The sequence below is a fragment of the Allobranchiibius sp. GilTou38 genome (genome assembly GCF_017565325.1).
Classification (GTDB): Bacteria; Actinomycetota; Actinomycetes; order Actinomycetales; family Dermatophilaceae; genus Allobranchiibius; species Allobranchiibius huperziae.
Genome location: NZ_JAGEKN010000005.1, coordinates 220,604 through 245,171 on the forward strand (window position 1 = coordinate 220,604; position 24,568 = coordinate 245,171).

Consider the following 24,568-nt stretch of genomic DNA (forward strand, 5'->3'; position numbering starts at 1 on the left):
TACCTGCGCGCCGATCAGCACCTACGGTGGCCCGATGAGCTGGACGCCGTGGGAGCGGGCGTGGCAGGACGCGTTGTACGGCGAACGCGGCTTCTACCGCTCGACGCACGGTCCCGCCGCGCACTTCGCGACCTCCGCGCAGGGCATCCCCGGAGGCGGCGCGGTGCTGGCGCGGGCCGTCGTGGCGCTCGCCCGCGTGCACCGGGCACGGCACATCCTCGACTTCGCCTGCGGCAGAGGCGAACTGCTCACACAGTTGAGCGCGCTGGCGCCGGATCTCACCCTGACGGGAGTTGACGTCGTCGACCGTCCTGCAGACCTACCGCAGGACGCCGCGTGGGTCGCCGGGCCCGGCGGGGCGCAGGTGCCGCCGGGTCTGCACGGACTGTCCGACGTGCTGGTCCTGGCCCACGAGTGGCTCGACGTGGTGCCGTGTCCTGTGCTGCAGCACGACGGGCGGCGGCTGCGGGTGGTCGAGATCGACCAGCACGGCGTCGAACGACTCGGAGCGCCGGCATCGGCCGCCGATCAGCGCTGGTGCGAGGACAACTGGCCCGGCTGGGATCGCGAGCACTCCCGGATCGAAGTCGGCCGGACCCGCGACGCGGCGTACGCCGAGCTGCGCGGGTCGGTGGACAGCGGCGTCGTGGTCACGATCGACTACGGCCATCTGCGGGACGCTCGCCCGGACGGCGGCACGCTCATGGGCTACCGCGACGGCCAGGCCTGCGCGCCACGTCCGGACGGCAGCACCGACGTCACCGCGCACGTCGCGATGGACACCCTCGGTGCACCTCGGCTCGTGCGACAGCGGGACCTTTTCACCGCGTTGGGCATTCGCCCGGAAGCTGCCGATGACGCGCTCGCGCGTACGGATCCGCCGGCGTACCTGCGATCGCTCGCGCTCCGAAGTGCCTACACCGCATTGACCGCCCCGGGAGGGCTGGGCGACTTCTGGTGGTCGGTCGATCCGGTCAGCCGCCGGCAGGACGCAGCGACTGCAGCATCGTGGTGATCGTCGAGGAGGACGGGCCTGGGACACCGGGCCAGGTGCCGACGGTGACGAGCAGCATCACCGAACGCCCGTTGGACGTGAACGCCGCGGCGTAGAACGTGATGGCCTTCCCCACCCCGCAGTCCGCGTTCAGCGTGCCCTCGGTCACCGTGAGCTGACCGCGGACGGCGGGGATCGACCCGTTCGCCACGGTGAAGTTCGTCGTGACCGGACTGCCCTGCGCGGCGTGGGTGGTCTTGTCCTTGTTGATGCTCGCCGCGGATCCGAAGTCGACCAGCAGGGACCCGACGGCCTCGGCCGGGTCGCGTTTGCCGATATCGATGAAGCTCGCGCTGGCCTGAGGGCTGTTCGGATATCCCGAGCACTTGCCGAGGTTGTACGCCGCGAGCCCCCAGTCGGTGTGTTCGCCTTCGATGCCGGTGCCGTCGGCATCGTCGAAATAGATGTTGTTGGACTGTTTGACCTGCCACCCGGGAGGAGCGTCGTATGCGCCGTAGATCTGGAAATCGGAGCTGACGATGCCGCCGACGGCCTGCCATCCCGGGACGACCGGACGCACCGACAGGGCACCGTCCGCCGCGGTCGACGTGGTCCCGGACGACGGCGTGCCGCTCGACGCGGATTGCGGTGACGGCGCCGTCGAGGACGACGACGTCACGGCGTCACCCTTGCCGTTCGCGCCGAAGAGGATGAAACCCAGCACGGCGACCAGGACGACGACCAGTGCGCCCGCGCCCAGCGCCAGCCACCGACCGGGGCCACGGCGCGGTGGCCGGTCGAGCGGACCCGACGACTGCGAGTACCGCTGGTAGTAGCGATCCTGGGGCGACCCGGGCGGGCCGGTGGGCGGCTCGCCACCCGGCGGCGGCGGCGGCCCGTAACGCCCGTTGTCGCTCACCCGCGGATCGTATCCGCGCAGCCGCCCCGCGGGAGGGGATCGGGTGAGGTCCGGGTCAGCCGCCCGCCGGGCGCACGGAGCTCAGGATCTTGTCAATGGTGCCGGCGGCCGGCGCCGGGTATCCCGGCCAGGTCGCGATGGCGACGAGCACCATGACCGACCTGCCGTTGGTGGTGAAGGCCACGGCCTGGAAGGTGGTGGTCCGGCCGGTGCCGCAGTCCGCGTTCAGCGTGCCCCCCGTCGCCGTGATGGTGCCGCGCACGGCCGGTATCGATCCCCCGGCCACCGTCGTGTTCTGCACCGACACGGTGCCTTGCGCCGCGTGGGTGGACTTGTCCTTGTTGAGGCTGGCGGCGGAGGCGAAGTCCTGCAGCACACCCTGCACGGCATCGACCGGATCACGCTTGCCGATGTCGACGAAGCTGGCGTTGGCCTGCGAGTTGTTGGGATGGGCGGCGCACTTGCCGTAGTTGAGCTCCGAGAGACCCCAGCTGGTGTGCTGACCGAACATCTTGGTGCCCTGGGCGGTGTCGTAGTAGATGGCGTTGTCTTGCTTGACCTGCCAGTTCGGCGGAGCGTCGTACGCGCCGTAGATCTGGACCTCGTCGTTGACCACGCCGCCGACAGCCTGCCAGCCCGGCACGACGGGCCGGGCGAACAGCGCGCCCTGCGCTCCCGTGGTGGGGCTGGCGGAGGCGGTGACGACATTGCCGGACGACGTGGAGCTCGAGGATGACGCGCCCGCGTCGTTCGTGCTGCCGCGACCGACGAGGACGAAGGCCACGACCGCGACCAGGATCACCACGAGAGCGGCGGCTCCGCCGAGCATCCAGGCCCCGGTGCGCCGACGCCGGCCGCCGGGTCCGCCGAACCCGCCGCCGGCCTGCTCGTACCGCTGGTAGTAGCGGTCCTGCGACGAGGGCTCCCGATGGTCTGACACCTGCCGCAGATTACCCGCGCGCCGCGTCGTCGCCGGATTTGCGGCGGGCCCGGTACGCCGCGACATTCGCGCGGTTGCCGCACCCCGCGTCGCAGAACCGGCGCGACCGGTTCTTGGACAGGTCGATCAGCACGTCGTCGCAGTCGTCGGCCGCGCAGATCTTCAGTCGCCAGATCTCCCCGGCCCGCAGCACGTCCACCATCGCCATGGCCGCCTCGACCATCCAGCGCGTGGCGAACGGCGCGTCCCTCGACGTGGCGTGCAGGTGATAGTCCCATTCGTCATGCCGCACGAGCTGTGGGAGCGCCCTGCCCGCGCGCAGCAGGTCGTTGACCAGGACCACCAGCTCGTCCTCCCCGTCGGCCTCCCACAGCGCGCGCAGTCTCGGTCGCAACGCGCGGACGGCGCGTCGTTCGGCCTCGTCGTGGTCGCGCGCACCGGTCCACTCCCACTGGTCGACGAACTCCTCGAACTCCTGCGGGTCGAGCAGCACGTCGTGTTCGGGGTCGGTCCGCCCGGCCGGACCCGTGGACGCCACGGAGTTCACCAGCGCGACCGCGGAGGTCAACGCATCCTCCGTGTCATGGGTGAACGGCATGTTGACTCCTGATCTGTAGGCCCCGTACGCTCGGATCCAGTCACGAGTCTAAATCATCTTGACTCATTACATGCGATACATGCGATCAGTAACGGAAGGGGCTTCCATGTCGGTCGACGTCGAGACCAATCACACCCTCACGACGACCGGGTCGCCCGCGGGCGCCACGTCGCGCGCCCTGATCATCGCGCTCGCGTCCGCCGCGGCGTTCGGTACGTCCGGACCGTTCGCCAAGGAGCTCTTCACCGCCGGCTGGTCCCCCGCGGCCGCGGTCACCATGCGGATCGGGATCGCCGCTCTGGTGCTCGCGATCCCCACGGCGTATGAGCTGCGGGGTCGCTGGCGCCTGTTGCGCACCAACGCGCGTGCCGTACTGCTCTACGGCCTCTTCGGGGTGGCCGGGTGTCAGTTGTTCTACTTCGTTGCGGTGCAGCACCTCTCGGTCGGCGTCGCGCTGCTGCTGGAGTACCTGTCCCCCACGCTGCTGGTGCTGCTCGCGTGGGCGCGGACCCGGCGGGCGCCCTCGCGCCTGACGCTGGCCGGCGCCGCGGTGGCGCTCCTCGGACTGGTGCTGGTGCTCGACGTCTTCGGATCGGTGAGTGTCGACGCGGTCGGCGTGCTCTTCGGGCTGGCAGCGGCGGTCTGCTCGGCGATGTACTTCATCGTGGCGTCCGACGAGCCGCAGGACGGCCTGTCGCCCCTCGCGCTCTCGGGCGCGGGTATGGCGGTCGGCCTCGTGCCGTTGCTCCTGCTCGGGATGGTGGGCGCGCTGCCGATGCACGCCTCGATGCACTCGGTGCCGCTCGGCCGGTGGCAGGTCAGCGTGCTGGTGCCGGTGCTCGGCATCTCGCTGGTCGCCGCGGCGTTCGCCTACGTCTCGGGCGTTGTCGCCGCGCGGATGCTCGGCACCCGGGTCGCGTCGTTCGTCGCCCTCGCCGAGGTGCTCTTCGCGGTCCTCTTCGCGTGGCTCCTGCTCGGTGAGCTGCCGCTGCCGGTCCAGTTGGCCGGCGGCGCACTGATCGTGCTCGGCGTGGTGCTCGTGCGCGCCGCGGACGGCAGAGGCTCCCTGGCAGACTGAGGCCATGGCCACCCGTGAACTGACCGTCGGTGTCGGCGCGGGTGAGCTCGCGACCGCGGACATGGTCCTCAACATCGGTCCGCAGCACCCCGCAACGCACGGCGTGCTCCGGCTGCGGGTGACCCTCGACGGCGAGCGCATCTCCCGCGCCGAGACCATCGTCGGCTACATGCACCGCGGCGCCGAGAAGCTCTTCGAGGTGCGCGACTACCGCCAGATCATGGTGCTGGCCAACCGGCACGACTGGCTGTCGGCGTTCAGCAGCGAGGTGGGTCTCGCGCTCACCGTCGAGCGGATGCTCGGCATGGAGGTGCCGGTCCGGGCGACCTGGACGCGGACCCTGCTGTCCGAGCTGAACCGGGTGCTCAACCACCTGATGTTCCTGGGTTCCTATCCTTTGGAGCTCGGCGCGATCACCCCGATCTTCTACTCCTTCCGCGAGCGCGAAGAGCTGCAGACGGTGATGGAGGAGATCTCCGGCGGCCGGATGCACTACATGTTCAACCGGGTCGGCGGCCTGCGCGAGGACATCCCGGCCGGGTGGCTGCAGCGCGTCCAGGCCGCGATCGACGGCGTGCGTGCCCGGATGCCCGAGCTGGAGAGCCTCCTGATCGGCAACGAGATCCTGCAGGCCCGCACCCGCGGCGTCGGTGTGCTCACCAGCGAGGCCGTCGCGTCGTACGGCGTCTCCGGACCCATTGCGCGCGCCAGCGGCTTCGACGTCGACCTGCGCCGCGACCAGCCCTACCTGGCGTACGACGAGCTGTTCGCCGCCGACGGCCCGGGCCGGGTCGTCACCCGGCAGGCCGGCGACTGCCTCGCGCGGCTGGAGGTGCTGCTGGAGCAGACCCACGTCAGCCTCGACCTCGCGCAGGCCTGCGTCGAACGACTGCTCGCGATGCCCGCGGGCCCGGTCAACCTCAAGCTGCCGAAGGTGCTGAAGGTGCCCGAGGGCAGCGACTACGTCGCCACGGAGAACCCGCTCGGTTTCAACGGCTACTACCTGGTCTCCCGGGGCGACAAGACGCCGTGGCGGCTGGCGCTGCGGTCTGCGTCGTTCAACAACGTCGCGGTCCTGGCCGAGCTGCTGCCGGGTAATCTGCTGGCCGAAATGGTCGCGATCCTCGGCTCCATGTTCTTCGTCGTCGGCGACATCGACAAGTAGCGGGGCCGCCCGCGTCGACGTGGGCGGAAACGAACGCGTGCTGTCGAGCGCGCGCGCTCAGACGACTTCGCCGGGAGGCCCCTTCGGGGTGCGCCGCTTCTTGTCCTCGTCGTCCTCGGGCAGCTTGCACCACCACTGCACGACCAGGCCGCTCGCCACCAGCGCGACGCACACCACGGTCAGCACGACGGCCAGCAGGAACGAGCCCGGGCCCGTCGTGGTCTGCATCCGCCCGGCATCGACCGCGGCGGTCCCGGCGTACCAGCCGGCGAACGCGGCACCGGCGAGGATGCACGCCTGCGCGGCCACCAGGGTGCTGCGCGACCGCTGCGGTGACGGAGGTCGGGTGGACTCGCCCTTGAGATAGATCCGGATCTCGTTGCCGGCGAAGAGCACCATGGCCGCCATGACGACCACGACTCCCACGGCGATCCAGGAGTTCTGCGGCATCGCGTGACCGTGCGCGTTCCACACGGCGAGGGCGGCGTACGCGACCACGAAGACCACGGCGGCGACACCGAGTGCGTGCTTCCAGGTCAGCTGTCCGGCGTTCACAGCGGATCCCACGCGGGTCCGGGACGGATGCCGTCGAGCGCAGCGGCCGGCAGCCCGTCGATCAGCTCGCGGATGTCCTCGGAGCCGACGGCGGTCCGCAGCTGAGCGGTGCCGTCGACCCGCGACCACGGCACGAGGACGAACGCCCGCTCGTGCGCGCGCGGGTGCGGCAGGGTCAGCTCCTCGGTCTCGAACCGCAGGTCGGAGTCATCCGTGGAGTCTCCGACCTGGATCAGGTCGAGGTCCAACGTCCGGGCACCCCAACGCACTTCGCGCACCCGGCCGTGGTTGCGCTCGATCCTGTGCAGCTCGTCGAGCAGGGTCCATGGCGCGAGGCGGCTGCGTGCGACGACGACCGCGTTCAGGTAGTCCGGCTGCTCCGGGCCGCCGACCGCACCCGTCTCGAGCAGCGGTGAGCACGCCACGACCTCCAGCCCGTCGACCGCCGTGAGAGCGCGTACGGCGTCCGCCATCGTGCCCGCGCGGTCGCCCATGTTGGCGCCGAGCGCGATCACGACCTCCCGGTCGTGCTCCCTGCGCACCGTCACGAACGGGCCGCCGGTCACCTCGTCCACGAACGGCACGCCGGCCGGTGCCTGCGGCTTGCGGATGGTCACCTCGACCGCCTCGACAGCGACCGGTGCGAGCGCGACGGCCGCGATCCGCTCGGCCAGCGTCTCGATCAGGTCGACGCTGTCACCGGTGAGGACGGCGTACGCGCCCTGGGCGATGTCGGCGTAGCTCACGGTGGAGGCCAACTCGTCGTCGGCACCCGCCCTGCGCAGATCGCACTCGAGCACGATGTCGGCGACGAACCGCTGCGGTGCGCGCTTCTCGTGCTCCAGCACCCCGTGACACGCCTCGGCCGCGATCCCGGTCAGCCCGATCCGGTCGCTCATTCGCTCGCCCCCATCGTCTCCAGCACCGCGAGCGCCGCCCGTGCCGCCGCCACGTCGTGCACCCGCACGCCCCACACACCGGCCTGCGCCAGCAGCACCGTCAGAGCGGTCGTCGCCCCTTCGCGCCGGTCCGGCGGCAGCGGGGCGTCGGATCCGACCCGGCCCAGGAACCCCTTGCGCGAGGCTCCTACGAGGACCGGCAGACGCAGTTCCTCGAACGCGGCGATGTCGCGCAGGATCGTCCAGTTCTGCTCAGCCGTCTTCGCGAAGCCCAGGCCGGGGTCGATGACCAGGGCATCGCGGGCGATCCCGGCGGACAGCAGCGCCTCCACCCGGGCGCCGAGCTCGCGGTGTACGTCGGCGACCACGTCGTCGTAGACCGCCCGGTCGGCCATCTGGTGGCTGTGGCCGCGCCAGTGCATGGCCACCATCCCCACCCCGAGGCTCGCGACCGTCGCGGCCATCTCGGGGTCGGCCAGGCCGCCGCTGACGTCATTGACGATGCTCGCCCCTGCCTCGACGGCACGGGCCGCCACCCCGGCGCGCATCGTGTCGATCGAGACGCGTACCCCGTCGGCGGTGAGCTGACGCACGACGGGCACGACCCGGCGCAGCTCCTCCCGCTCGTCCGGGCGGCGCGCACCCGGTCGGGTGGACTCACCACCCACGTCGACCAGGTCTGCGCCCTGTTCGTGCAGTTCGCGGCCGTGACGCACGGCAGCGTCCGCGGCGAACCAGCGGCCGCCGTCGGAGAAGGAGTCGGGGGTGACGTTGACGACCCCCATCACGAGCGGGCGGGTCGCGGGGCGGGCTGGGAGCGCCGTCACCGTCGGTGATCCGGCGCCATCAGGCTGATCGCCTCGGCGCGCGTCGTGGCGTCGCGCAGTTGCCCCCGCACCGCGGAGGTCGTGGTGAGGGCACCGGGTTTGCGGACGCCGCGCATCGACATGCACAGATGCTCGCAGGAGACCACGACGATCACACCCTGCGCGTGCAGATGGGTGACCAGTGCGTCCGCGATCTGGCTGGTGAGCCGCTCCTGCACCTGCGGGCGACGCGCGTACAGATCTACGAGCCGGGCGATCTTCGACAGACCGGGCACCCGGCCGTCCTTCGGCGGGAGGTACCCGACGTGCGCGACACCGTGGAAGGGCAGCAGGTGGTGCTCGCAGGTGCTGTAGACCTCGATGTCGCGGATCAGGACCATCTCGTCGTGAGCCACGTCGAAGGTGCGGCTCAGGACCTCGGCGGGATCCTTACCCAGGCCGGCGAAGATCTCGGCGTACGCGCGGGCCACCCGGTCCGGTGTGTCGAGCAGCCCTTCGCGGTCGGGATCCTCCCCGACCGCGAAGAGCAGCTCACGGACCGCTGCGGCGGCGCGCTGAAGATCAACCCTCGGTGGGGTCGACATACCCACCGTCCGGCACCTCGATGACCGCCTCCGGCGGGTGGGCATCGACCTGCTGGCGATCCTGCTTGTCGAGGTCGACGCCGCGGGCGACCGCCTCGCGCTCGGCCGGAGTCAGGACCGGGGGTCGGTCGCTGACGTTGCGGGCGTCGCTGGACAGCCACACCTGACGGCGCGGTCGCTTGTGCACCGTGGAGAAGAGCTCCGCCAGCGCCTCGGCGTTGAGCGTCTCCTTCTCCAGCAGCTCCAGCACCAACTGGTCCAGCAGGTCGCGGTTGTCGTTCAGCGCGTGCCAGGCCTCGTCGTGCGCGGCCTCGATCAGACGGCGCACCTCCTCGTCGACGACACCCGCGAGGTCCTCGGAATAGTCGCGCTCGTGACCCATGTCGCGGCCGAGGAAGACCTCACCGCCACCGGACCCGAGCTTGATGGCCCCGATGCGCTCGCTCATGCCGAACTGGGTGACCATCTTGCGGGCCAGCCCTGTCGCCTTCTCGATGTCGTTGGAGGCACCGGTGCTGGGGTCGTGGAAGACGATCTCCTCCGCCACCCGGCCACCGAGCGCGTACGCCAGCTGATCGAGCAGTTCGTTGCGGGTGGTGGAGTATTTGTCGTCGGCCGGCAGCACCATCGTGTAACCGAGGGCGCGACCGCGCGGCAGGATCGTGATCTTGCTGACCGGGTCGGTGTAGTTGAGCGCCGACGCGACCAGGGCGTGACCACCCTCGTGGTAGGCGGTGATCTTGCGCTCCTTGGCGCTCATCACCCGGGTCCGCTTCTGCGGACCTGCCATCACGCGGTCGATCGCCTCGTCCAGCGCGCGGTTGTCGATGATCTGCGCGTTGCTGCGGGCGGTCAGCAGCGCCGCCTCGTTGAGGACGTTGGCCAGGTCGGCACCGGAGAAGCCCGGCGTACGACGCGCGACGGTCAGCAGGTCGATGTCGTCGACCATCGGCTTGCCCTTGGCGTGCACCTGCAGGATGTGGTGACGGCCCGCCATGTCGGGGGCCTCCACCGCGATCTGCCGGTCGAAGCGGCCCGGGCGCAGCAGCGCCGGGTCGAGGATGTCCGGGCGGTTGGTCGCGGCGATCAGGATGACGTTGGTCTTGACGTCGAAGCCGTCCATCTCGACCAGCAGCTGGTTCAGGGTCTGCTCACGCTCGTCGTGGCCACCGCCGAGACCCGCACCGCGGTGCCGGCCGACGGCGTCGATCTCGTCGACGAAGATGATCGCCGGGGAGTTCGCCTTGGCCTGCTCGAACAGGTCGCGGACACGGGACGCACCCACACCGACGAACATCTCCACGAAGTCCGAACCGGAGATCGAGTAGAACGGCACACCTGCCTCACCCGCGACGGCGCGCGCCAGCAGCGTCTTACCGGTGCCGGGCGGGCCGTAGAGCAGCACGCCCTTGGGGATCTTCGCCCCGACGTCGAGGAACTTCTTCGGAGCCTGCAGGAAGTCCTTGATCTCCTCCAGCTCTTCGACGGCCTCGTCGGCACCGGCCACGTCGTGGAAGGTGACCTTGGGCATGTCCTTGGTCGCCAGCTTGGCGCGGGATTTGCCGAACTGCATGACCCGCGATCCGCCGCCCTGCATCTGGCTGAGGATCAACCAGAAGAGTCCGAGGACCAGGATGAACGGCAGGATCGACAGCAACAGGCTGACGAAGACGTTCTGCTTGCCGGGGTCGTCGGTGAAGCCCTGGCTCGGCGGGGTCTTCTCCAGCAGCTGGACGAGGTGGCTGCCGCGAGCGCTGACGTAGTTGGACTGCACGCGGGAGGCGTCCTTGACGCCGTCGCCGCTGAATTCGTCGCCCTTCTTCAGGGTGAGGTTGATCGCGTCGGGCGTGAGCTTGGCCGATTCCACCTTGCCGGTGGAGATCAGTGTCTCGGCGCGGGAGGTGTCGATCTGCTGATACCCGCCGACCTTGCCGAACGTGTAGATCATGAATCCGACGACCACGACCAGGACGATCCAGATGCCGGGGTTCTTGACGAGGCGCTTCATAGTCAACATGTGCCGGGGTGGTCCCCGTACCTCCTGCTCATGGGCGCTCGGCGGGCAAGGAGCCCGACAACCGAGGACCGAACGATCCTAAACCGCGCCCGCCCGAAGACTTGACACGGCATCGATACGTCCAACGCACGCTGTGCGTCATACGTTCCGCGGAGTATGCAGGGAATTTCGCCTCAGGAGTACACGTGCGGCGCGAGGGTGCCGATGTCGCGCAGGTTGCGGTAGCGCTCGTCGTAGTCGAGCCCGTAGCCCACGACGAACTCGTTGGGAATGTCGAATCCGACGTAGCGACAGTCGATCGCGACCTTGGCGGCGTCCGGTTTGCGCAGCAGCGTGCAGATCTCCAGGGACGCCGGATCGCGCGAGAGCAGGTTGCTGCGGATCCAGTTGAGGGTGAGGCCGGAGTCGATGATGTCCTCGACGATCAGCACGTGCTTGCCGGAGATGTCGGTGTCCAGATCCTTCAGGATCCGTACGACGCCGGAGGACTTGGTGCCCGATCCGTACGACGACACCGCCATCCAGTCCATCGGCGCTGAGCCGGGCAGCGTGCGCATCAGGTCGGCCATCACCAGGACCGCGCCCTTGAGGACCCCGACGAGCAACAGGTCCTTGTCCTTGTAGTCGGCCCAGATGCGGTCGCCCAGCTCCTGCAGCCTGTCGTGGATCTGAGCCTCCGTGAAGAGCACGTGGTCCAGGTCGGTGCCGGCGTCGGATGCATCCATGGCGCTATTCAACCGGACGGGGCGCGACCTCGATCAGCCGCTCACGTCGAGCCACCCGCAGGCCACCTGGTATGTCTACCGCTCCCTGTCCGCGCCACCGCGTCACCAACTCATCGAGCGACGCCACGTGCACGGCGGCCACATCCGCGGCGGTCGCGCCGGCGCGGGCCATCAGCAGCCGCCAGACGCGCGTGCGCAACGCGTCCGAGAGGGACTCCAGATCCTCTACGTGCCAGGGGGACTCACCGAGGCCCTGCGCTTCGACCGCCGCGAGCGCGTCGAGGTGGTCAGCGTCCTGCCGGGCCAGGATCGCGGTGCGGACCAGGTTGTCGGTCAGGCCCGGTCCGAGGTCGTCCTGCAGGAGCTGCAGCGCGCGGCGGGCCCGGACGCGGGTGAAGCGGGGGTCCTCATTGTGCGGGTCGTCCCACCACGGCAGGTCCAGGGCGGCACAGGCAGCGCGCGTCTGCGCCCTTCCCACGCTCAGGAGGAACGGCCGCCGGAGCGGCCCCGGCCCGTCGGCCGCCATCCCGGCGAGGGCGCGGGTGCCCGACCCGCGTGCCAGCCGCAGCAGCACGGTCTCGGCCTGGTCGTCGCGCGTGTGGCCGAGCAGCAGCCGGGTGGCGTCGTGGCGCAGGAGCGCGGCCCTGAACGCCGCGTGCCGGGCCACGCGGGCCGCCGCCTCAGGGCCGTCACCGTCGGCGGTCGCGACCTCGACGCGGATCACCTCGACCGGGTCGAGGCCCAGCGCATGGCAGTGGTCGGCCGCGCTCCGCACCACCTGGGCCGATTCGGCCTGCAGCCCGTGGTCGACCACCACGGCGCCGGCTCGCAGACCCTGCTTGGGCAGCTCGAACGCCGCCGCTGCCGCCAGCGACAGGGAATCGGCCCCACCGGAGCAGGCGACCAGCACCAGGCTCCCGGCGGGTGCGTCGGCGACGGCTCGTCGTACGGCGAGGCGGGTCGCGGCGACGGCGGGGTGCGGGCCGGGCATCTCGTGCGGGGGACGTGCTCAGCCGTGCACGCGGGCGACCCAGTCGGCGGGTGCCTCGATCTCGCGCGCGCTGGGCAGGGTGTCCGGCGAGGACCACACCGCGTTGAACCCGTCGACGCCGACCTTGTCGATGACCGCGCGACAGAAGACCGCGCCGTCGCGGTACTGGCGCATCTTGGCCTCCAGGCCGAGCAGACGGCGCAGCAGCCGGTCCACGCCGCCGGCACCCTTACGTCGCTGGTCGAACTTGCGGCGGATCTCGGCCACGCTCGGCACGACCTTCGGGCCGACGTCGTCCATCACCACGTCGGCGTGCCCCTCGAGCAGCGACATCACGGCGGTGAGCGAGGCCAACTGTTCGCGCTGCTCGGCCGTGGTGAACAGGTCCATCAGGCCGTTGCCGCCACCTCGCACGGCGTCGGGCAGTGCCTTCAGTGCGTGCTGCAACCGCTCCTGCAGGTCATCCGGGTCGGGCATCAGGTCGGTCATCAACCCGCGGGACCGGTCGATGACGTGCCCGCGCAACCAGGGCACCGCGGTGAACTGCACCCGGTGGGTCTCCTCGTGCAGGCACACCCAACTGCGGAAGTCGGTCGGGTCGACGTTCAGCTCACGCTCGACGGAGACGATGTTGGGCGCGACCAGCAGCAGGCTCGGGCGGCCGCCCGGCGCGAGGTCGAACTGGCCCAGGATCTTGGGTGCCACGAAGCCGAGCAGCGCCCCGATCTGGGCGCCGGTGATCTTCGCGCCGACCGCGATCGCGACGGGCCCGGCGGCCTTCTTGGCCGTGGCCTTCTCCAGCACCGGGGAGAGCAGCGCGGCGGTCGAGTCGACGTTCACGTCGATCCACCCGCCGCGGTCGACCACGTGGACGTCGGACCGGGCGGCCCCGCCGGTGTCCATCCGTGCGGTGTCGGCGACCGGCTGCGAGGCGTTCGCCGCGGCCTGGCGCAGATCCGCGACGACGGCCGCGGCGTCCTTCGCGGTGGTCTCGGGGCCGTCGCTCACCAGCCGTCGACCCGTCGTGCGCGCGAGATCCCAGTCGACGTACGAGCGTCCCGAAGTGGCCATGCCCTCAACCGTATGCCGCGGCTGCGCGGCGCGCGGCCACCCTGCCGGTGTTCGCGTCGGTCGACACGACAGTCCTCGAACGCCGTCGACCGTGCCGAGCGCCGTCACCGACGCGTCGCGTCGCGTCGCCGCGATCCGCTCCTCGGCCACACCACCGACCGCTCCGCTCCGCTCCGCGTGTGATCTTGACCACATCGTGGCGACCGGCGCAGAGTGGCGGGTTGAAAGATCGCTCACCGATCTTTCGCCGGGGGTGGCCGTCGGGCCGTCCCCTTTTTCGGTGCCGACCCGCCCCGAGCCGACACCTTGACCTCGAAGGAGTCACCCCATGAACACTCCAGCACGGTCGGTGCACGCCGCCCTGGCCGGTACGGCTGCGATCGCGGCCGCCGTGGCAATCACGGCAGCAGCTCCCGGTTCGCTGACGCCAGCGGCCACGGCAGCGACCAGTTCGCCCGCGTGCAGCTCGGGCACCCTGGTCCACACGACCAAGGGGGCCGTCTGCGGTACGACGGCCGACGGGGTGACGACGTACGAGGGCATCCCCTACGCCGCGGCGCCGGTGGGGAACCTGCGCTGGAAGGCTCCGGTGCCGCACAAGGCGTGAACCACGACCATCCGGTCGACGACTCCCGTGCAGGAGTGTCCGAGCCCGGGGTTCCCGCCCGGGTCGCCTCCCACGACGAACACCACCGAGGACTGCCTCAACGTCAAGGTGCAGATCCCGGCTGGCGCCAAGCCGGGCGAGCGGCTGCCGGTGATGTACGAGATCCACGGTGGCGGTTTCCTCGGCGAGGCCCGCACGGACGACGGCTCCAACCTGGTGCGCACCGGCAAGGTCGTCTACGTCTTCGTGAACTACCGACTCGGCATCCTGGGGTTCCTCGCCGACAAGGCGCTGGGCGCGCACTCCGGCGACTACGGGATCCAGGATCAGCAGGCGGGGCTGCGCTGGGTGAAGCAGAACATCTCCCGCTTCGGCGGCGACCCGGGCAACGTCACCGTGTTCGGGGAGTCGGCCGGCGGTGCCAGCACCTGCGATCAGGTCGCCTCACCGACCGCGAAGGGCCTCTTCCAGCACGCGATCAGCGTCAGCGGCTACTACAACTACCAGAACAACATCGTGTGGTCGAAGGCCGACTGCAAGTCGACGTACTACACCGAGGCGCAGGCCCAGAGGACCGGCGCGCAGTACGCGAAGAAGGTCGGCTGCGGCGATGTGGCGGACGTCGCCGCGTGCCTGCGCAAGGTCCCGGTCGACAAGCTGGTCTCCGCGGGCGGGCAGTTCGTCGAGCCCACCGCCGGAGGCACGATCGGCCCGATCGTCAACGGCACCACGCTGACCATGTCCCCGGCCAAGGCGTTCGCCACCGGTCACGTCAACAAGGTCGATCTCATCACCGACATCGGGCGGGACGAGTTCAACGGCGGCGTCTACACCAACACCCCCGGACTGCACCCGGTCGTGGCCGAGACGCCGGCCCAGTACCGGCTGCTCGTCCGTGAGCAGTTCGGCGGGCTCGCTGCGACGGTGGAGCGGCTCTACCCGCTGATCCGCTACACCTCGCCGTTCGTGGCCTACCGCACGATCATGGCCGACTCGGCGTCGGTGTGCCCGATGCTGCAGTCGGACGCGAAGGTGTCGCGCTACATCCCGACGTACGCCGACATCGACGACGACGCCGACAATCCGGCCGGCGAGGGACTGACCGAGATCCTCGGCGCCCAGCACAGCGAGACCAACGGACTGGTGCACTTCGACACCTCCAAGCTGGATCCCAACCAGAAGGCCCTGCAGACCCAGCTGCTGCTGGAGTGGACCTACTTCGCCCACACCGGCAACCCGATGGCGGACTACACCCCGGCGTGGCCGCTCTACCGGACGTACTCGAAGCCGGTGATGGAGCTGCGGCCCGCCGGGTCCAGCTCGGTGAGCCCGGCCGCGTCGATCGCATCCCTGCACCAGTGCGGCTTCTGGGACAAGGTCACGCACTACTGATCGCTTGATCGGTTGTAACGCACGCTGACGGCGTTCACATCCGTCGACGGATGTGAACACCGTCAGCGTCATGCGGCGGGTCCTTGGCCGGGTCGGGTGGGCATGAGGCCTGGGGTGAGGTCCCAGGTGACGCCGGTCTTCGTGACGGTGGCGGTCAGCAGGTCGCGGTGCACGATCGTGTGGTGCCTGGCGCACAGCAAGGCTGCGTTAGTCAGTGTTGTCTCGCCGCCGGCCCACCAGGGCCGCACATGATGCGCATCGCACCAGTCCGGTGGCCGGTCGCAACCGGGGAAGGTGCAGTGCTGATCCCGGTGAATGATCGCGGTCCGTAGGCCCCCGGTGAACAGGCGTTTGGCGCGGCCGACGTCCAAGGGTTCGGACTCGGTGCCGAGGACTGCGGGGATGAGATCCGCGTCGCACGCGAGTCGGCGCAGAGTGCCGGCGTCGAGGTGATCGCCGTCGGTAGTGCGCCCAATGCCCGGAAGGTACGTCGGGGCAAATCCGTCTTCGTCCGAACCGTGTTGGCCGAGCTGGCCCGCGTCCCGGAGCCCCTCGTACAGGGTGTTGTAATCCAGGGTGACCAGGATCTTGGCGGTCCCGCCGAACTCCCCGACGGGCCGCGGGCTGGTGCCGTCCAACACGCCGGCCGCGGTGTCGATCAGGCGCACCAAGGCATCCGCGCGCCGCTTGGCCGGGGTCCGGGTGTCGCGCTCGGGCGCACTGGTCGCGGTTTCCAGCAGCGTCCCGGTATTCGGCACGCCGTCAGGGTCGCCCGTGCCGGTGGCACAAGGCTGCGGTGCGGGCGCGGACAGCGCGCGCAGGGCCTGTTTGACCACCGCGGCGTGACCGCTTGAGAGTTCGGCGACGAACCGGGTCAGGCCGGACGGTAGGTCGGCCCAGAAGACCGACTCGCAGTCCTGCTGATGTTCCTCGTCCCGTACCAGCCGTTCGGGGGCGTACTGCCCCAAGATCCGGGTGCTGAACTGCCGCAGCGTCCGACACCCGTGATCCGACAGGCTCAGGTAGCGGCCGAGCAGGTCATCACGGTCCGCGGTCGGCAACCGGGGCAGGATCCGCGGCACTTCCCGCAGTGCCACGTCGGCGACCGGCACACTCGCCGCCCCGTTCGCCAACGCGTCAACCACGACGTGGTTGCGGGGATCGGCACAGTCCACCCCCACCCTCCCGACCCGACGGGTCACGGTCGGTTCCACACCCGCCGCCTGCCGGGCCACCCACGCAGGTGCCCCTGTCGCGGTGGAGTTCGCGACCGTCCCGCGGCCCAGCGCATCCGCGGTCGCCAACGCAGCGACGTTCTCCATCCGGCTGCCCATCCGCAGCATCGACCCGACCACCTCACCCAGCGCCGCTTCGTCCAGCTGCCACAGGGCAACCGGCCACTCCTCCAACGCGGTGGCGAACTCGCCCAGCAAAGCCATCAACCGAGCACCGGCACCCGGCGCAGCAGGCCGATGCGTATCGCTCGTCGACTGCGCCATGACCCCTCCTGCGCCGGTGATGGCACCCCTTGCCATCTACCCTGAATCATACGCCTGTTCGATACACTGCACAAGGGTTGCTGTGGCGAATATCCTTGCAGATAATGATGATTCAAGGAATTTCTATCCACATCCCCCTTGTTGAGGTGCATGCTCCAGGAGTTGTCCACACCCGTCTCTGGACCGCTCGACATGCGCCGCAGTCGGGCCTACGGGCAGCCGCATTCGTGGATGGCGGTGACCACCGTGTCGATGGCCGCCCTGGCCCCCGTGGGTCCCTGCGGCTGCGGACCGTTGCTGATGATCGCGAAGACCAGGAGCCGTCCCTGCACGTCGAGCACGGTGCCGGCGAGCGAGTTCACCGACGGCAGGCTGCCGGTCTTGGCGCGCACCCATCCGGCGCCGTCCCTCGTCGCGGGAGTGCCGTACCGGTTGCCCAGGGTGCCGCTCCAGCCGCCGACGGCCAGCCGGGTGAGCACCGGGGCGAACTGCGGGTCCTTGCCCGAGGTCGCCCCGACCAGCAGATCGCCGAGCAGCCGGGCCGTCAGGGTGGTGCCGTCGGAGAGGCCGCAGACGTCGGCGAGCTTCACTCCGGTCAGATCGAATCCGCCGGCGGCCAGGCGCGCCAACAGCCACCGGGTCAGCGCCGCCTCGGAGTCCGCCCGGGTGCCCGAGCGGTACGCCGCCTGGCGGGCGAGCGACTCGATCATCGCGTTGTCGCTCTCCTGCAGGGCGTAACCGAGCTGGTCGAGCAGCGGCGCCGACTGCACCGAGGCCACGGTGGCCGCGCCGACCGGAGCCGTCGCCGGCGTACCGACGGTCGCCGCGATTCCCTTGGCCCGCAGGGCTGTTGCGAGCGCGGCGGTCGTGCTGGCGTCGGGGTTCGCGACGGCGGGCCCGCTCTCCGCGTGCTGCGTCGACAGCCCGAGCATCGCGATCCGGGTGGTGAAACCCATGTCGAGCAGGTCCTGTCCCCACCCGGGTGCGGTCGCCGGCCCCGGGGCGTACGACGCGTCGTACGCAAGACGCACGGAGTTGAGTCCCTGCTTCTTCAGCCCGGCGGCGATCTGGGTCGCGAGATCCCCGACCCCGGCGCGACCGCACACGGCGTTCGGGTTGCCCGCCTTCGGGTTGAGGCAGGTGTCGCCGCCGGCCACCAGCACCATGGATCCGGGAGCGGCCGAGACGACCTTCGTGGTGAACGTCCCCTCGAGAGGGAGGGTGTGCGAGATCGCCCAGGCGGTCAGCAGCTTGGTCGTCGAGGCGGGCGTCATCGCGGTGCCCGCGCCCTGGTCGTAGAGGTCCGTGCCGGTCGTCGCGTCGCGCACGGTCATGGTGACCTTGGACGTGAGACCGACGGCCTTCTGTGCGGCCTGGATCCGTGCCTTCAAGGAGGCGGCGCCGGGCTCGGGTCCGGTGTCGAAGCCGGCGACGTCGGGTGCGGTCGGCGCGCGTGGCGGTGCGACCGACGGACCGACGGTCGAGTGCCCCGGCACGGGCACGGGCACGGCCGGTCGGGTCGCCGCGGCACGGGTGAGGACGCCGGGCACCACGTCGTACACGTCGAGGGTGGCGTACGCCGCCAACGCGGCCACGACTCCCCCTGCGGCGAGCCCGACCTTGCCGGAACGGCGCATCCTCACCCCCTCGTCACGCAGGCGTTTCGCGATCGGCCCGCGGGTGCGGGAGACTGCCTGCCGCAGACATCATCACACCCGAAGATTCGAGGAAGTCGCATGGAGTTCGACGTCACCATCGAGATCCCCCGTGGCACCCGTAACAAGTACGAGGTCGACCACGAGACGGGGCGCATCCGGCTGGACCGGTTGCTGTTCACCGCGATGAGTTACCCCTCGGACTACGGCTACATCGAGGACACCCTCGGCGAGGACGGCGACCCGCTCGACGCGCTCGTGCTGCTGGACCAGCCGACGTTCCCGGGGTGTGTCGTGCGCGCCCGCGCGATCGGCGTCTTCCGGATGGTCGACGAGGCCGGCGGCGACGACAAGATCCTCTGCGTGCCCGCGGGCGACCCGCGCCAGGACGGCGTCAAGGACCTGAGCGACGTCAGCGACTTCCTGCTGAAGGAGGTGCAGCACTTCTTCGAGACCTACAAGGCGCTCGAGCCCGGCAAGAGCGTCGAGGAGGGTGCGCACTGGATCGGCGTCGAGGAGGCCGACAAGGTCGTCCAGGGTGCGCTCGACAAGGCGAAGGCCGAGGGCGTGACGACCGCGCGCTGGGCGATGCCGGGCCACGCAGCGGGCGAGACCGCGCGCGGCATCGACCGCGCCGGCGACGGCTCGCAGGCGGCCCAGCCCGAGAGCTGACCCGCCGCGACATCGGGGGTACGTGCGCGCTCGATCGGGCGCGCGCGTACCCCCATTTTTTGCAGGTCGGGGTCTAGCGGTGGCGAGCGGGCAAGAGATGCGCCCACCGGTCCACGTCGCCGTGCACGACGGCGCGGGTCTTGCGGCGGTAGCGCACGATCATCGCGATCCCGAGCGCCCACCCCGCGTACTGCACCGACAGCGCACCTTGGAAACCGGCGGTCGTGTACGCCGACGGTCCGCCCGGACAGATCCGGTCCAGCACCAGCCCGACGGCGAAGACCGCGGCCAGTGAGGCTGCGAAACCGCCGACGTTGACGATGCCGGTGGCGCTGCCGATCCGCTCCAGTGGGTTGAAGCTGCGCGCGAGGTCGAAGCCGATCATCGAGCCGGGCGACCCGACGGCGGTCACCGCGACGAGCACGATCAGCAGCCACAGCGGCGCTCGCCCGTGCCACAGCAGCACCGCGGTCCACACCGCGACGATGGCGCCGAGCGCTCCCAGCACCAGCGTGGAGCGCGAGTAGGGGAACCGGCCGAGGTAGATCCCGAGCAGCGGACTGGTGATGAGCGACACGATCACCATCAGCGACAGCAGAAGGCTCGCCGCGCCGGAGCTGAGGCCTTCGCCGCGGGTGAGGAACGGGAATCCCCAGATCATCGTGAAGAGGTTGCTGGAGAACGGCAGCGTGAAGTGGCACCACAGGCCGAGACGGGTGCCCGGCTCACGCCACGACAGACGCACGGCCCGCGCCACCGCACGCAGCTTCAGCTCGGTGCGCTCCGCGGCGGCGTATGGCGTGTCCTTCACCACCAGGACCATCACCACCCCGAGGACGAGGCCGGTGGCCGAGGCGATGAGGAAGCTCGTCTCCCAGCCGTACCCGCGCAGGACGGCCACCAGCGGCGTCGCCGCCGCGAGCGCTCCGAGCTGACCGATGACGCCGGTCATCTGCGTTACCAGGGGTGTTCGCGCCGGCGGTATCCAGAGCGCGACCAGCCGCAGCACGGACACGAAGGTCATGGCGTCGCCCATGCCGACGAAGACCCGCGCGATGATCCCGACCGCGAAGGAGTGCGCGAAGGCGAACGCCAGCTGCGCCAGGCTCATCAGCACCACGCCGATCGACAGCAGCACCTTGGAGCCGACCCGGTCCAGCAGCGCGCCGACCGGCACCTGCATGGCGGCGTACACCCCGAGCTGCACCATCACGAAGGTCGCCAGCTGCGCGGAGCCGATGTGGAAGCGGTGCGCGGCGATCAGCCCGGCGACCCCGAGGGAGCTGCGGTTGAAGACGGCCAGCACGTAGATGGCGAGACCGCCCGCCCACACGGCGTACGCGCGACGTCCGCCGATCGGGTAGCGCAGCGTCGGGTCGGTCACGGGAGCGATTCTCGCAGCGCGTCTTTCCCACGACGCCGTCGAGGCGGTTGGGTGGGGGCATGGACACCTTCACCCATGACGGGTTGACCTTCGACGTCACCGACCGCGGCCCGGCCGACGGCCCGGTGGTGGTGCTGCTGCACGGCTTCCCGCAGGACCGCACCGCCTGGGACGAGGTGACCCCGCTACTGAACGACGCCGGCCTGCGCACCCTGGCGCCGGACCAGCGCGGCTACTCCCCGCGTGCGACCCCGGACGGCCGCTCGTCGTACACGCTGGAGAAGCTGCTCGGCGACACGCTCGCCCTGATCGACGCGAGCGGCGCCCAGCGCGTGCACCTGGTGGGCCACGACTGGGGCGGGGCGGTCGCGTGGGCGATGGCCGGGCGGCATCCCGACCGGCTGGAGTCCCTGACTGTCTGCTCGACCCCGCACCCGAAAGCGATGGCGTGGGCGTTTCGGCACGGCGACCAGGCGCGAAAGAGCCTCTACATGCTCGGCTTCCAGGTGCTGTGGCTCGCCGAACGCCTCACCCACAAGCGGCTCTTCGGCATCTACCGTGCGCTCGGGATGCCCAAGGAGCGCGCCGCGGCGTACGTCGCCCGCTTCCCGACGCCGCAGAGCCTCACCGGCCCGCTCGGCTGGTATCGCGCGATGCCGGCCAGCAAGGCGATGCGCCAGAGCATGCTGCCGGGGAAGAAGAAGGCGCCCTCGAGCGCGCCGCGACCCGACCGGCGGATCACCGTGCCGACGACGTTCGTCTGGGGTGCCCGTGATGCGGCGCTCGGGAGGGCCGCGGCGGAGAAGACGGCCGACTACGTCTCTGCCGACTACCGATTCGTCGAGGTGGACGAGAACCACTGGGTGCCCGAGCTGCAGCCGCAGGTCGTCGCCGACGCCGTCCTCGCGCGGGCCGGCAGCGCGTCCTAGCGGGACGCGTCGAGCCGGCTGGTCCTAGCGGGACGCGCCGGGGTGACGGTTCTTCGGGTCGTGCTCGTCGCCCGGCGTGCCCAGCACCGGCAGCGTCGGCCCAGGGCGCGGACCGCCGCGCCGCCGATCGCGCATCCGCCCGACCCACGCGATCAGCAGGAAGAGGATCACGAAGATCGCAGCGAGGCCGAAGAAGCCCAGTCCGATGCCGATGGCATGACCCGAGCCCTCGTCGAGCTTGGCGGAGTAGGCGGGGAGCGATGCGGTGACCACGAGGTCGATTGTCGCGCATCGGCCTGGGTCCCCTCTGCGAGCCGTCGCGATTCACGGCGACGCGCGAACGTTCCAGGGGAAGCGGAGCACCTGACCCGGCGCTCGATGTCAGTATCGGTGCCATGAGCACGGGGACACAGGTGGATTTCTCGCCGGCGACGGCGCAGGCGTTGCGGCGCGCAGGTCAGCTCATGCGACAGACCGAGCAGGGGGACGTGCACGGCCTGTACGAGGCGGCCCGCGGCGCTCTGATCCATGTGGCCGACGTCGACGCGTGCTACGTCGGCCACTATCGCGGCAGCAACCGGCTGGTGATCCCCTATCTCTACGACCGCGGCAAGCCCGGGGCACCCGACGTCATGTCGTTCGGGGAGTTCGGCCTGTCGCACTGGCTGCGCACCTGGGGCAAGACCTACACGTTCGCGCAGGACAGGGGCCGTCTCGTGCACTCCGGCAAGTCGTTCGGCGAGGACGGCGACCCCAGGACCGTCCAGGATGCGATCGTGGCGCCCTTGCTGGAGCCGGACGGCTCGGTGTCCGGCATGTTGGCCGCCCTCAGCTACACCTCCCGCCACTTCTCGCAGGAGAGCGTGGCTGTCGTGGAATGGCTGGCGCGGCAACTGCGCCGGGCCATCAGTCGGGACGCGGAGGACATCACCGATCTGGATCTGGTGACCACCGGGTCCGAGACCGCACTGGACCGCAGCGCCGACCTGGTGCATGCCATCTCCGATCGGCTGAGGAGGCTGCAGGCGAAGGTCGATCAGTCGACGTCGACCCTGGAGGGCAGCTCGTCGGGCGCGGAGGTGGAACACGTGGCCGATCAGTTGCGCTCGATCAGCTTGCTGTGCGGCCGCTTCGATACCGAGTTGGCACTGTTGGCAACGGAGCCGGGTGCAGCCGCGGGACCGCACGCGCCCCTCACCGACCGCGAGGCGGCCGTCGCGCGGCTGGTCGTGCAGGAGGGCCTGTCCAACTCAGAGATCGCGGCCCGACTCGTCATCAGCGAGAAGACCGTCAAGACGCATCTGTCCCATGTCTTCCAGAAGGTAGGCGTCAGCCAACGTTCGGAGCTGCGATATGTCGCCTCATCCACGGTCCTAGGACTATCCGAGGCGTAAACCTAGGCCTCAGTCCTATGGGTCGGGGCGTGACAGCACTCCAAGATGGAGCCCGGGAAGGCCGCACCGGCCCGAGCCAGGGGGAGCACCCACCGTGTGCCGTAGGGGGAGCGCGGGTGTGCGAGTAGGTATTGGGCCGGTGCTGCGTTCCTCATTCGATGCCCAGCTCGGGTGCGCCCAGGCCGTAGCGGTCACGCAGAGCCGTGCGGGCGGCGTACCAGCCGCTCAGGCCGTGCACCGACGGGCCGGGTGACGTCGCCGAGGAGGCGAGGTAGAGCCCGCCGATCGGGGTGCGCCACGGGGTGCGGGACACCACGGGCCGCTTGATCAACTGGGCCATCGTGACAGCACCCGTCGCGAAGTCGCCGCCGGCGAAGTTGGGGCTCACGTCGCCGAATCTGCTTGCCGGTGTTGCGGATCGGGCCAGGATGAGATCACGGATGCCGGGTGCGTGCTCCTGCACCATGTCGAGCATGACCTCCGTGCGGTCGACCGGGCAGTCGTACGGCACGTGGGTGTAGGCCCACAGCGTGGCCTTGCCCTCCGGCGCGCGGGTGGGATCGATGGCGCTCGGCTGCACGAGCAGCACGTAGGGCCGGTCCGGCAGACGCCCTCTCGCGACGTCCCGTTCGCTCGCGGCGATCTGCTGGCGGGTGCCGCCGAGGTGGATGGTCGGCGTACGCCGCAGCTCCGCATCGGTCCACGGCACCGGCCCGTCCAGGGCGAGGTCCATCTTGGCCACGCCGTTGCCGTGCCGGAAGCGGCGCAGCGCGCCCAGATACCTGGCCGGCAGGCGGTCTCGCCCGATGCTCGCCAGCAGCCTGGTCGACACGTCGAGTACGACCGTGTCGTAGTCGGCCAGCACACTCAGGTCGCGCACCCGCGTGCCGGTGACGACGCGTCCGCCGTGCGCCTCGAAGTCCGCAGCGAGCGCGTCGGCGATCGCCTGGCTCCCGCCGATCGGCACCGGCCACCCGGCAGCATGCGCGTGGGTGCCGAGCGCCAGCCCGGCGCCGGCCATCGCGAGCCGTGGGTGGGACCCGATGGTGTGCGCGGCCGCGCCGGTGAGAATCGCGGGGGCGACCTCCTCATGGAAACGCAGTCGCCATGCAGGAGAGCCCTGTTCGAGCGCTCGTAGGCCGTATTCGAGTGTCACCGCAGGTTCGATCGGGAGCTGCAGCAGGGACTCCCCGGTGAACCGCGTCAGCTGCTCCACCCGTCGGACCAGGGGGGCGAAGAGCCGCCGGTACGCCGCACCGTCACGCCCCAGCGCGTCCGCCGTGCGGTCCAGGTCGCGGTAAGCGATGCCGCTGCGCCCGTGCGGAAGCGGGTGGCCGAAGGAGATCTCCGGCACTCGCAGGTCGACCCGGCGTTCGATCTGGAACTGCCGGAAGAACGGCGATGCGAGCGCCATCGGATGCACCGCGGACGCGACGTCGTGATGGAAGCCCGGCAGCGTCAGTTCGCGCGTGCCCGCTCCTCCGCCGATCCGGTCGGCCTGTTCCAGCAGGTCGACCCGCAGCCCGGCACGCGCCAAGGTGACCGCCGCGGCGAGCCCATTGGGGCCCGCTCCCACGACGACTGCGTCCCGCTCCCCCACCATGTCGTCGAGTCTTGCAGCACCCTCCTCCCGAGTGGCATAGCCATGTCTCGAATGCACCTCCTGCAGGTAT

At 70.4% G+C, this 24,568-nt stretch carries 22 protein-coding genes and 1 pseudogene; 7 read left to right on the forward strand and 16 right to left on the reverse strand.

The features are described from left to right. Positions 1–34 precede the first annotated feature (34 nt). On the forward strand, positions 35–1,015 hold the full coding sequence (locus JOB34_RS04505) for an SAM-dependent methyltransferase (protein WP_208051583.1): 981 nt from the start codon (positions 35–37) through the stop codon (positions 1,013–1,015). Here the strand turns inward: JOB34_RS04505 and JOB34_RS04510 are convergent. Genes JOB34_RS04510 through JOB34_RS04520 form a run of 3 tightly spaced genes read right to left on the reverse strand, consistent with a single transcriptional unit; the run spans position 975 to position 3,451 of the window. Beyond that, the gene (locus JOB34_RS04510) at positions 975–1,913 is read right to left on the reverse strand and encodes a hypothetical protein (protein ID WP_208051584.1); all 939 of its coding nucleotides are present in this window, start codon (positions 1,911–1,913) and stop codon (positions 975–977) included. The two genes, JOB34_RS04505 and JOB34_RS04510, sit on opposite strands and share 41 nt — an antisense overlap. Positions 1,914–1,968: 55 nt before the next feature. After that, positions 1,969–2,853, reverse strand: coding sequence for a hypothetical protein (locus JOB34_RS04515; protein ID WP_208051585.1), 885 nt, complete (start codon positions 2,851–2,853; stop codon positions 1,969–1,971). A gap of 10 nt (positions 2,854–2,863) precedes the next feature. After that, complete coding sequence (locus JOB34_RS04520) at positions 2,864–3,451, reverse strand: CGNR zinc finger domain-containing protein (RefSeq protein ID WP_208051586.1); 588 nt, start codon at positions 3,449–3,451, stop codon at positions 2,864–2,866. 106 nt (positions 3,452–3,557) lie between these two features. Between JOB34_RS04520 and JOB34_RS04525 the strand changes: the two genes are divergently transcribed. Both JOB34_RS04525 and JOB34_RS04530 read left to right on the forward strand, forming a co-directional pair. Next, on the forward strand, positions 3,558–4,529 hold the full coding sequence (locus JOB34_RS04525; protein ID WP_243757607.1) for a DMT family transporter: 972 nt from the start codon (positions 3,558–3,560) through the stop codon (positions 4,527–4,529). A gap of 4 nt (positions 4,530–4,533) precedes the next feature. Then, the gene (locus JOB34_RS04530; protein ID WP_208051588.1) at positions 4,534–5,694 is read left to right on the forward strand and encodes an NADH-quinone oxidoreductase subunit D; all 1,161 of its coding nucleotides are present in this window, start codon (positions 4,534–4,536) and stop codon (positions 5,692–5,694) included. Positions 5,695–5,751: 57 nt separating this feature from the next. On the opposite strand, the gene JOB34_RS04535 is transcribed toward JOB34_RS04530, so the two are convergent. The 8 genes from JOB34_RS04535 to JOB34_RS04570 all read right to left on the reverse strand — a co-directional run bounded on the left by JOB34_RS04535 (position 5,752) and on the right by JOB34_RS04570 (position 13,363). Further along, the gene (locus tag JOB34_RS04535; RefSeq protein WP_208051589.1) at positions 5,752–6,249 is read right to left on the reverse strand and encodes a DUF3180 domain-containing protein; all 498 of its coding nucleotides are present in this window, start codon (positions 6,247–6,249) and stop codon (positions 5,752–5,754) included. Beyond that, a complete protein-coding gene (gene folK / locus JOB34_RS04540; RefSeq protein WP_208051590.1) occupies positions 6,246–7,148 on the reverse strand; it encodes a 2-amino-4-hydroxy-6-hydroxymethyldihydropteridine diphosphokinase in 903 nt (300 codons plus the stop codon). The genes JOB34_RS04535 and folK overlap by 4 nt, the downstream gene beginning before the upstream one ends. Beyond that, on the reverse strand, positions 7,145–7,975 hold the full coding sequence (gene folP / locus JOB34_RS04545) for a dihydropteroate synthase (RefSeq protein WP_347813717.1): 831 nt from the start codon (positions 7,973–7,975) through the stop codon (positions 7,145–7,147). The genes folK and folP overlap by 4 nt, the downstream gene beginning before the upstream one ends. Then, positions 7,972–8,559 carry a GTP cyclohydrolase I FolE gene (folE, locus tag JOB34_RS04550; RefSeq protein ID WP_179478746.1) on the reverse strand — a complete coding sequence of 196 codons (588 nt, stop codon included), beginning with the start codon at positions 8,557–8,559 and terminating at the stop codon, positions 7,972–7,974. Before folE ends, folP begins: the two co-directional genes overlap by 4 nt. Beyond that, positions 8,537–10,573, reverse strand: a complete 2,037-nt coding sequence (gene ftsH / locus JOB34_RS04555) for an ATP-dependent zinc metalloprotease FtsH (protein WP_208051704.1) — start codon at positions 10,571–10,573, stop codon at positions 8,537–8,539. The genes folE and ftsH overlap by 23 nt, the downstream gene beginning before the upstream one ends. A gap of 176 nt (positions 10,574–10,749) precedes the next feature. Continuing rightward, positions 10,750–11,301: a hypoxanthine phosphoribosyltransferase gene (hpt, locus tag JOB34_RS04560; RefSeq protein ID WP_179478744.1), complete on the reverse strand. Its 552-nt coding sequence runs from the start codon at positions 11,299–11,301 to the stop codon at positions 10,750–10,752. Positions 11,302–11,305: 4 nt separating this feature from the next. Continuing rightward, positions 11,306–12,292 carry a tRNA lysidine(34) synthetase TilS gene (gene tilS, locus JOB34_RS04565; RefSeq protein ID WP_208051591.1) on the reverse strand — a complete coding sequence of 329 codons (987 nt, stop codon included), beginning with the start codon at positions 12,290–12,292 and terminating at the stop codon, positions 11,306–11,308. Between the two features lie 18 nt (positions 12,293–12,310). Then, positions 12,311–13,363 carry a zinc-dependent metalloprotease gene (locus tag JOB34_RS04570; protein WP_208051592.1) on the reverse strand — a complete coding sequence of 351 codons (1,053 nt, stop codon included), beginning with the start codon at positions 13,361–13,363 and terminating at the stop codon, positions 12,311–12,313. Between the two features lie 328 nt (positions 13,364–13,691). Between JOB34_RS04570 and JOB34_RS04580 the strand changes: the two are divergent. After that, positions 13,692–15,362: pseudogene (locus JOB34_RS04580) on the forward strand (carboxylesterase family protein). Positions 15,363–15,430: 68 nt separating this feature from the next. On the opposite strand, the gene JOB34_RS04585 reads toward JOB34_RS04580, so the two are convergent. Next, complete coding sequence (locus JOB34_RS04585) at positions 15,431–16,801, reverse strand: HNH endonuclease signature motif containing protein (RefSeq protein WP_208051595.1); 1,371 nt, start codon at positions 16,799–16,801, stop codon at positions 15,431–15,433. A 269-nt stretch (positions 16,802–17,070) separates the two neighbouring features. After that, a complete protein-coding gene (gene dacB / locus JOB34_RS04590) occupies positions 17,071–18,498 on the reverse strand; it encodes a D-alanyl-D-alanine carboxypeptidase/D-alanyl-D-alanine-endopeptidase (protein WP_208051596.1) in 1,428 nt (475 codons plus the stop codon). Positions 18,499–18,597: 99 nt separating this feature from the next. Between dacB and JOB34_RS04595 the strand changes: the two genes are divergently transcribed. Next, positions 18,598–19,188: an inorganic diphosphatase gene (locus tag JOB34_RS04595; protein WP_208051597.1), complete on the forward strand. Its 591-nt coding sequence runs from the start codon at positions 18,598–18,600 to the stop codon at positions 19,186–19,188. Positions 19,189–19,261: 73 nt separating this feature from the next. On the opposite strand, the gene JOB34_RS04600 is transcribed toward JOB34_RS04595, so the two are convergent. Further along, complete coding sequence (locus tag JOB34_RS04600) at positions 19,262–20,572, reverse strand: MFS transporter (protein WP_347813718.1); 1,311 nt, start codon at positions 20,570–20,572, stop codon at positions 19,262–19,264. Positions 20,573–20,631: 59 nt separating this feature from the next. Between JOB34_RS04600 and JOB34_RS04605 the strand changes: the two genes are divergently transcribed. Next, positions 20,632–21,501, forward strand: coding sequence for an alpha/beta fold hydrolase (locus JOB34_RS04605; RefSeq protein ID WP_208051598.1), 870 nt, complete (start codon positions 20,632–20,634; stop codon positions 21,499–21,501). 24 nt (positions 21,502–21,525) lie between these two features. On the opposite strand, the gene JOB34_RS04610 is transcribed toward JOB34_RS04605, so the two are convergent. Continuing rightward, entirely contained in the window at positions 21,526–21,774 is a 249-nt protein-coding gene (locus JOB34_RS04610; RefSeq protein ID WP_179478734.1) for a hypothetical protein, read from the reverse strand. Between the two features lie 122 nt (positions 21,775–21,896). Between JOB34_RS04610 and JOB34_RS18045 the strand changes: the two genes are divergently transcribed. After that, the gene (locus tag JOB34_RS18045) at positions 21,897–22,895 is read left to right on the forward strand and encodes a helix-turn-helix transcriptional regulator (protein ID WP_347813719.1); all 999 of its coding nucleotides are present in this window, start codon (positions 21,897–21,899) and stop codon (positions 22,893–22,895) included. A 151-nt stretch (positions 22,896–23,046) separates the two neighbouring features. Here the strand turns inward: JOB34_RS18045 and JOB34_RS04620 are convergent, their stop codons facing one another. After that, positions 23,047–24,498 (reverse strand): NAD(P)/FAD-dependent oxidoreductase, encoded by a 1,452-nt coding sequence (locus JOB34_RS04620; protein ID WP_208051707.1) that lies wholly within the window; start codon positions 24,496–24,498, stop codon positions 23,047–23,049. Positions 24,499–24,568 lie beyond the last annotated feature (70 nt).

What these genes read in the sequence shown, in the direction of transcription:
- JOB34_RS04505 (WP_208051583.1), top strand. Translation starts at nt 35, where the DNA reads ATGAGCTGGACGCCGTGGGAGCGGGCGTGGCAGGACGCGTTGTACGGC.
- JOB34_RS04520 (WP_208051586.1), bottom strand. Translation starts at nt 3,451, where the DNA reads ATGCCGTTCACCCATGACACGGAGGATGCGTTGACCTCCGCGGTCGCG.
- JOB34_RS04525 (WP_243757607.1), top strand. Translation starts at nt 3,558, where the DNA reads ATGTCGGTCGACGTCGAGACCAATCACACCCTCACGACGACCGGGTCG.
- JOB34_RS04530 (WP_208051588.1), top strand. Translation starts at nt 4,534, where the DNA reads ATGGCCACCCGTGAACTGACCGTCGGTGTCGGCGCGGGTGAGCTCGCG.
- folK (WP_208051590.1), bottom strand. Translation starts at nt 7,148, where the DNA reads ATGAGCGACCGGATCGGGCTGACCGGGATCGCGGCCGAGGCGTGTCAC.
- folE (WP_179478746.1), bottom strand. Translation starts at nt 8,559, where the DNA reads ATGTCGACCCCACCGAGGGTTGATCTTCAGCGCGCCGCCGCAGCGGTC.
- hpt (WP_179478744.1), bottom strand. Translation starts at nt 11,301, where the DNA reads ATGGATGCATCCGACGCCGGCACCGACCTGGACCACGTGCTCTTCACG.
- tilS (WP_208051591.1), bottom strand. Translation starts at nt 12,292, where the DNA reads ATGCCCGGCCCGCACCCCGCCGTCGCCGCGACCCGCCTCGCCGTACGA.
- JOB34_RS04570 (WP_208051592.1), bottom strand. Translation starts at nt 13,363, where the DNA reads ATGGCCACTTCGGGACGCTCGTACGTCGACTGGGATCTCGCGCGCACG.
- JOB34_RS04585 (WP_208051595.1), bottom strand. Translation starts at nt 16,801, where the DNA reads ATGGCTTTGCTGGGCGAGTTCGCCACCGCGTTGGAGGAGTGGCCGGTT.
- dacB (WP_208051596.1), bottom strand. Translation starts at nt 18,498, where the DNA reads ATGCGCCGTTCCGGCAAGGTCGGGCTCGCCGCAGGGGGAGTCGTGGCC.
- JOB34_RS04595 (WP_208051597.1), top strand. Translation starts at nt 18,598, where the DNA reads ATGGAGTTCGACGTCACCATCGAGATCCCCCGTGGCACCCGTAACAAG.
- JOB34_RS04605 (WP_208051598.1), top strand. Translation starts at nt 20,632, where the DNA reads ATGGACACCTTCACCCATGACGGGTTGACCTTCGACGTCACCGACCGC.
- JOB34_RS18045 (WP_347813719.1), top strand. Translation starts at nt 21,897, where the DNA reads ATGAGCACGGGGACACAGGTGGATTTCTCGCCGGCGACGGCGCAGGCG.
- JOB34_RS04620 (WP_208051707.1), bottom strand. Translation starts at nt 24,498, where the DNA reads ATGGTGGGGGAGCGGGACGCAGTCGTCGTGGGAGCGGGCCCCAATGGG.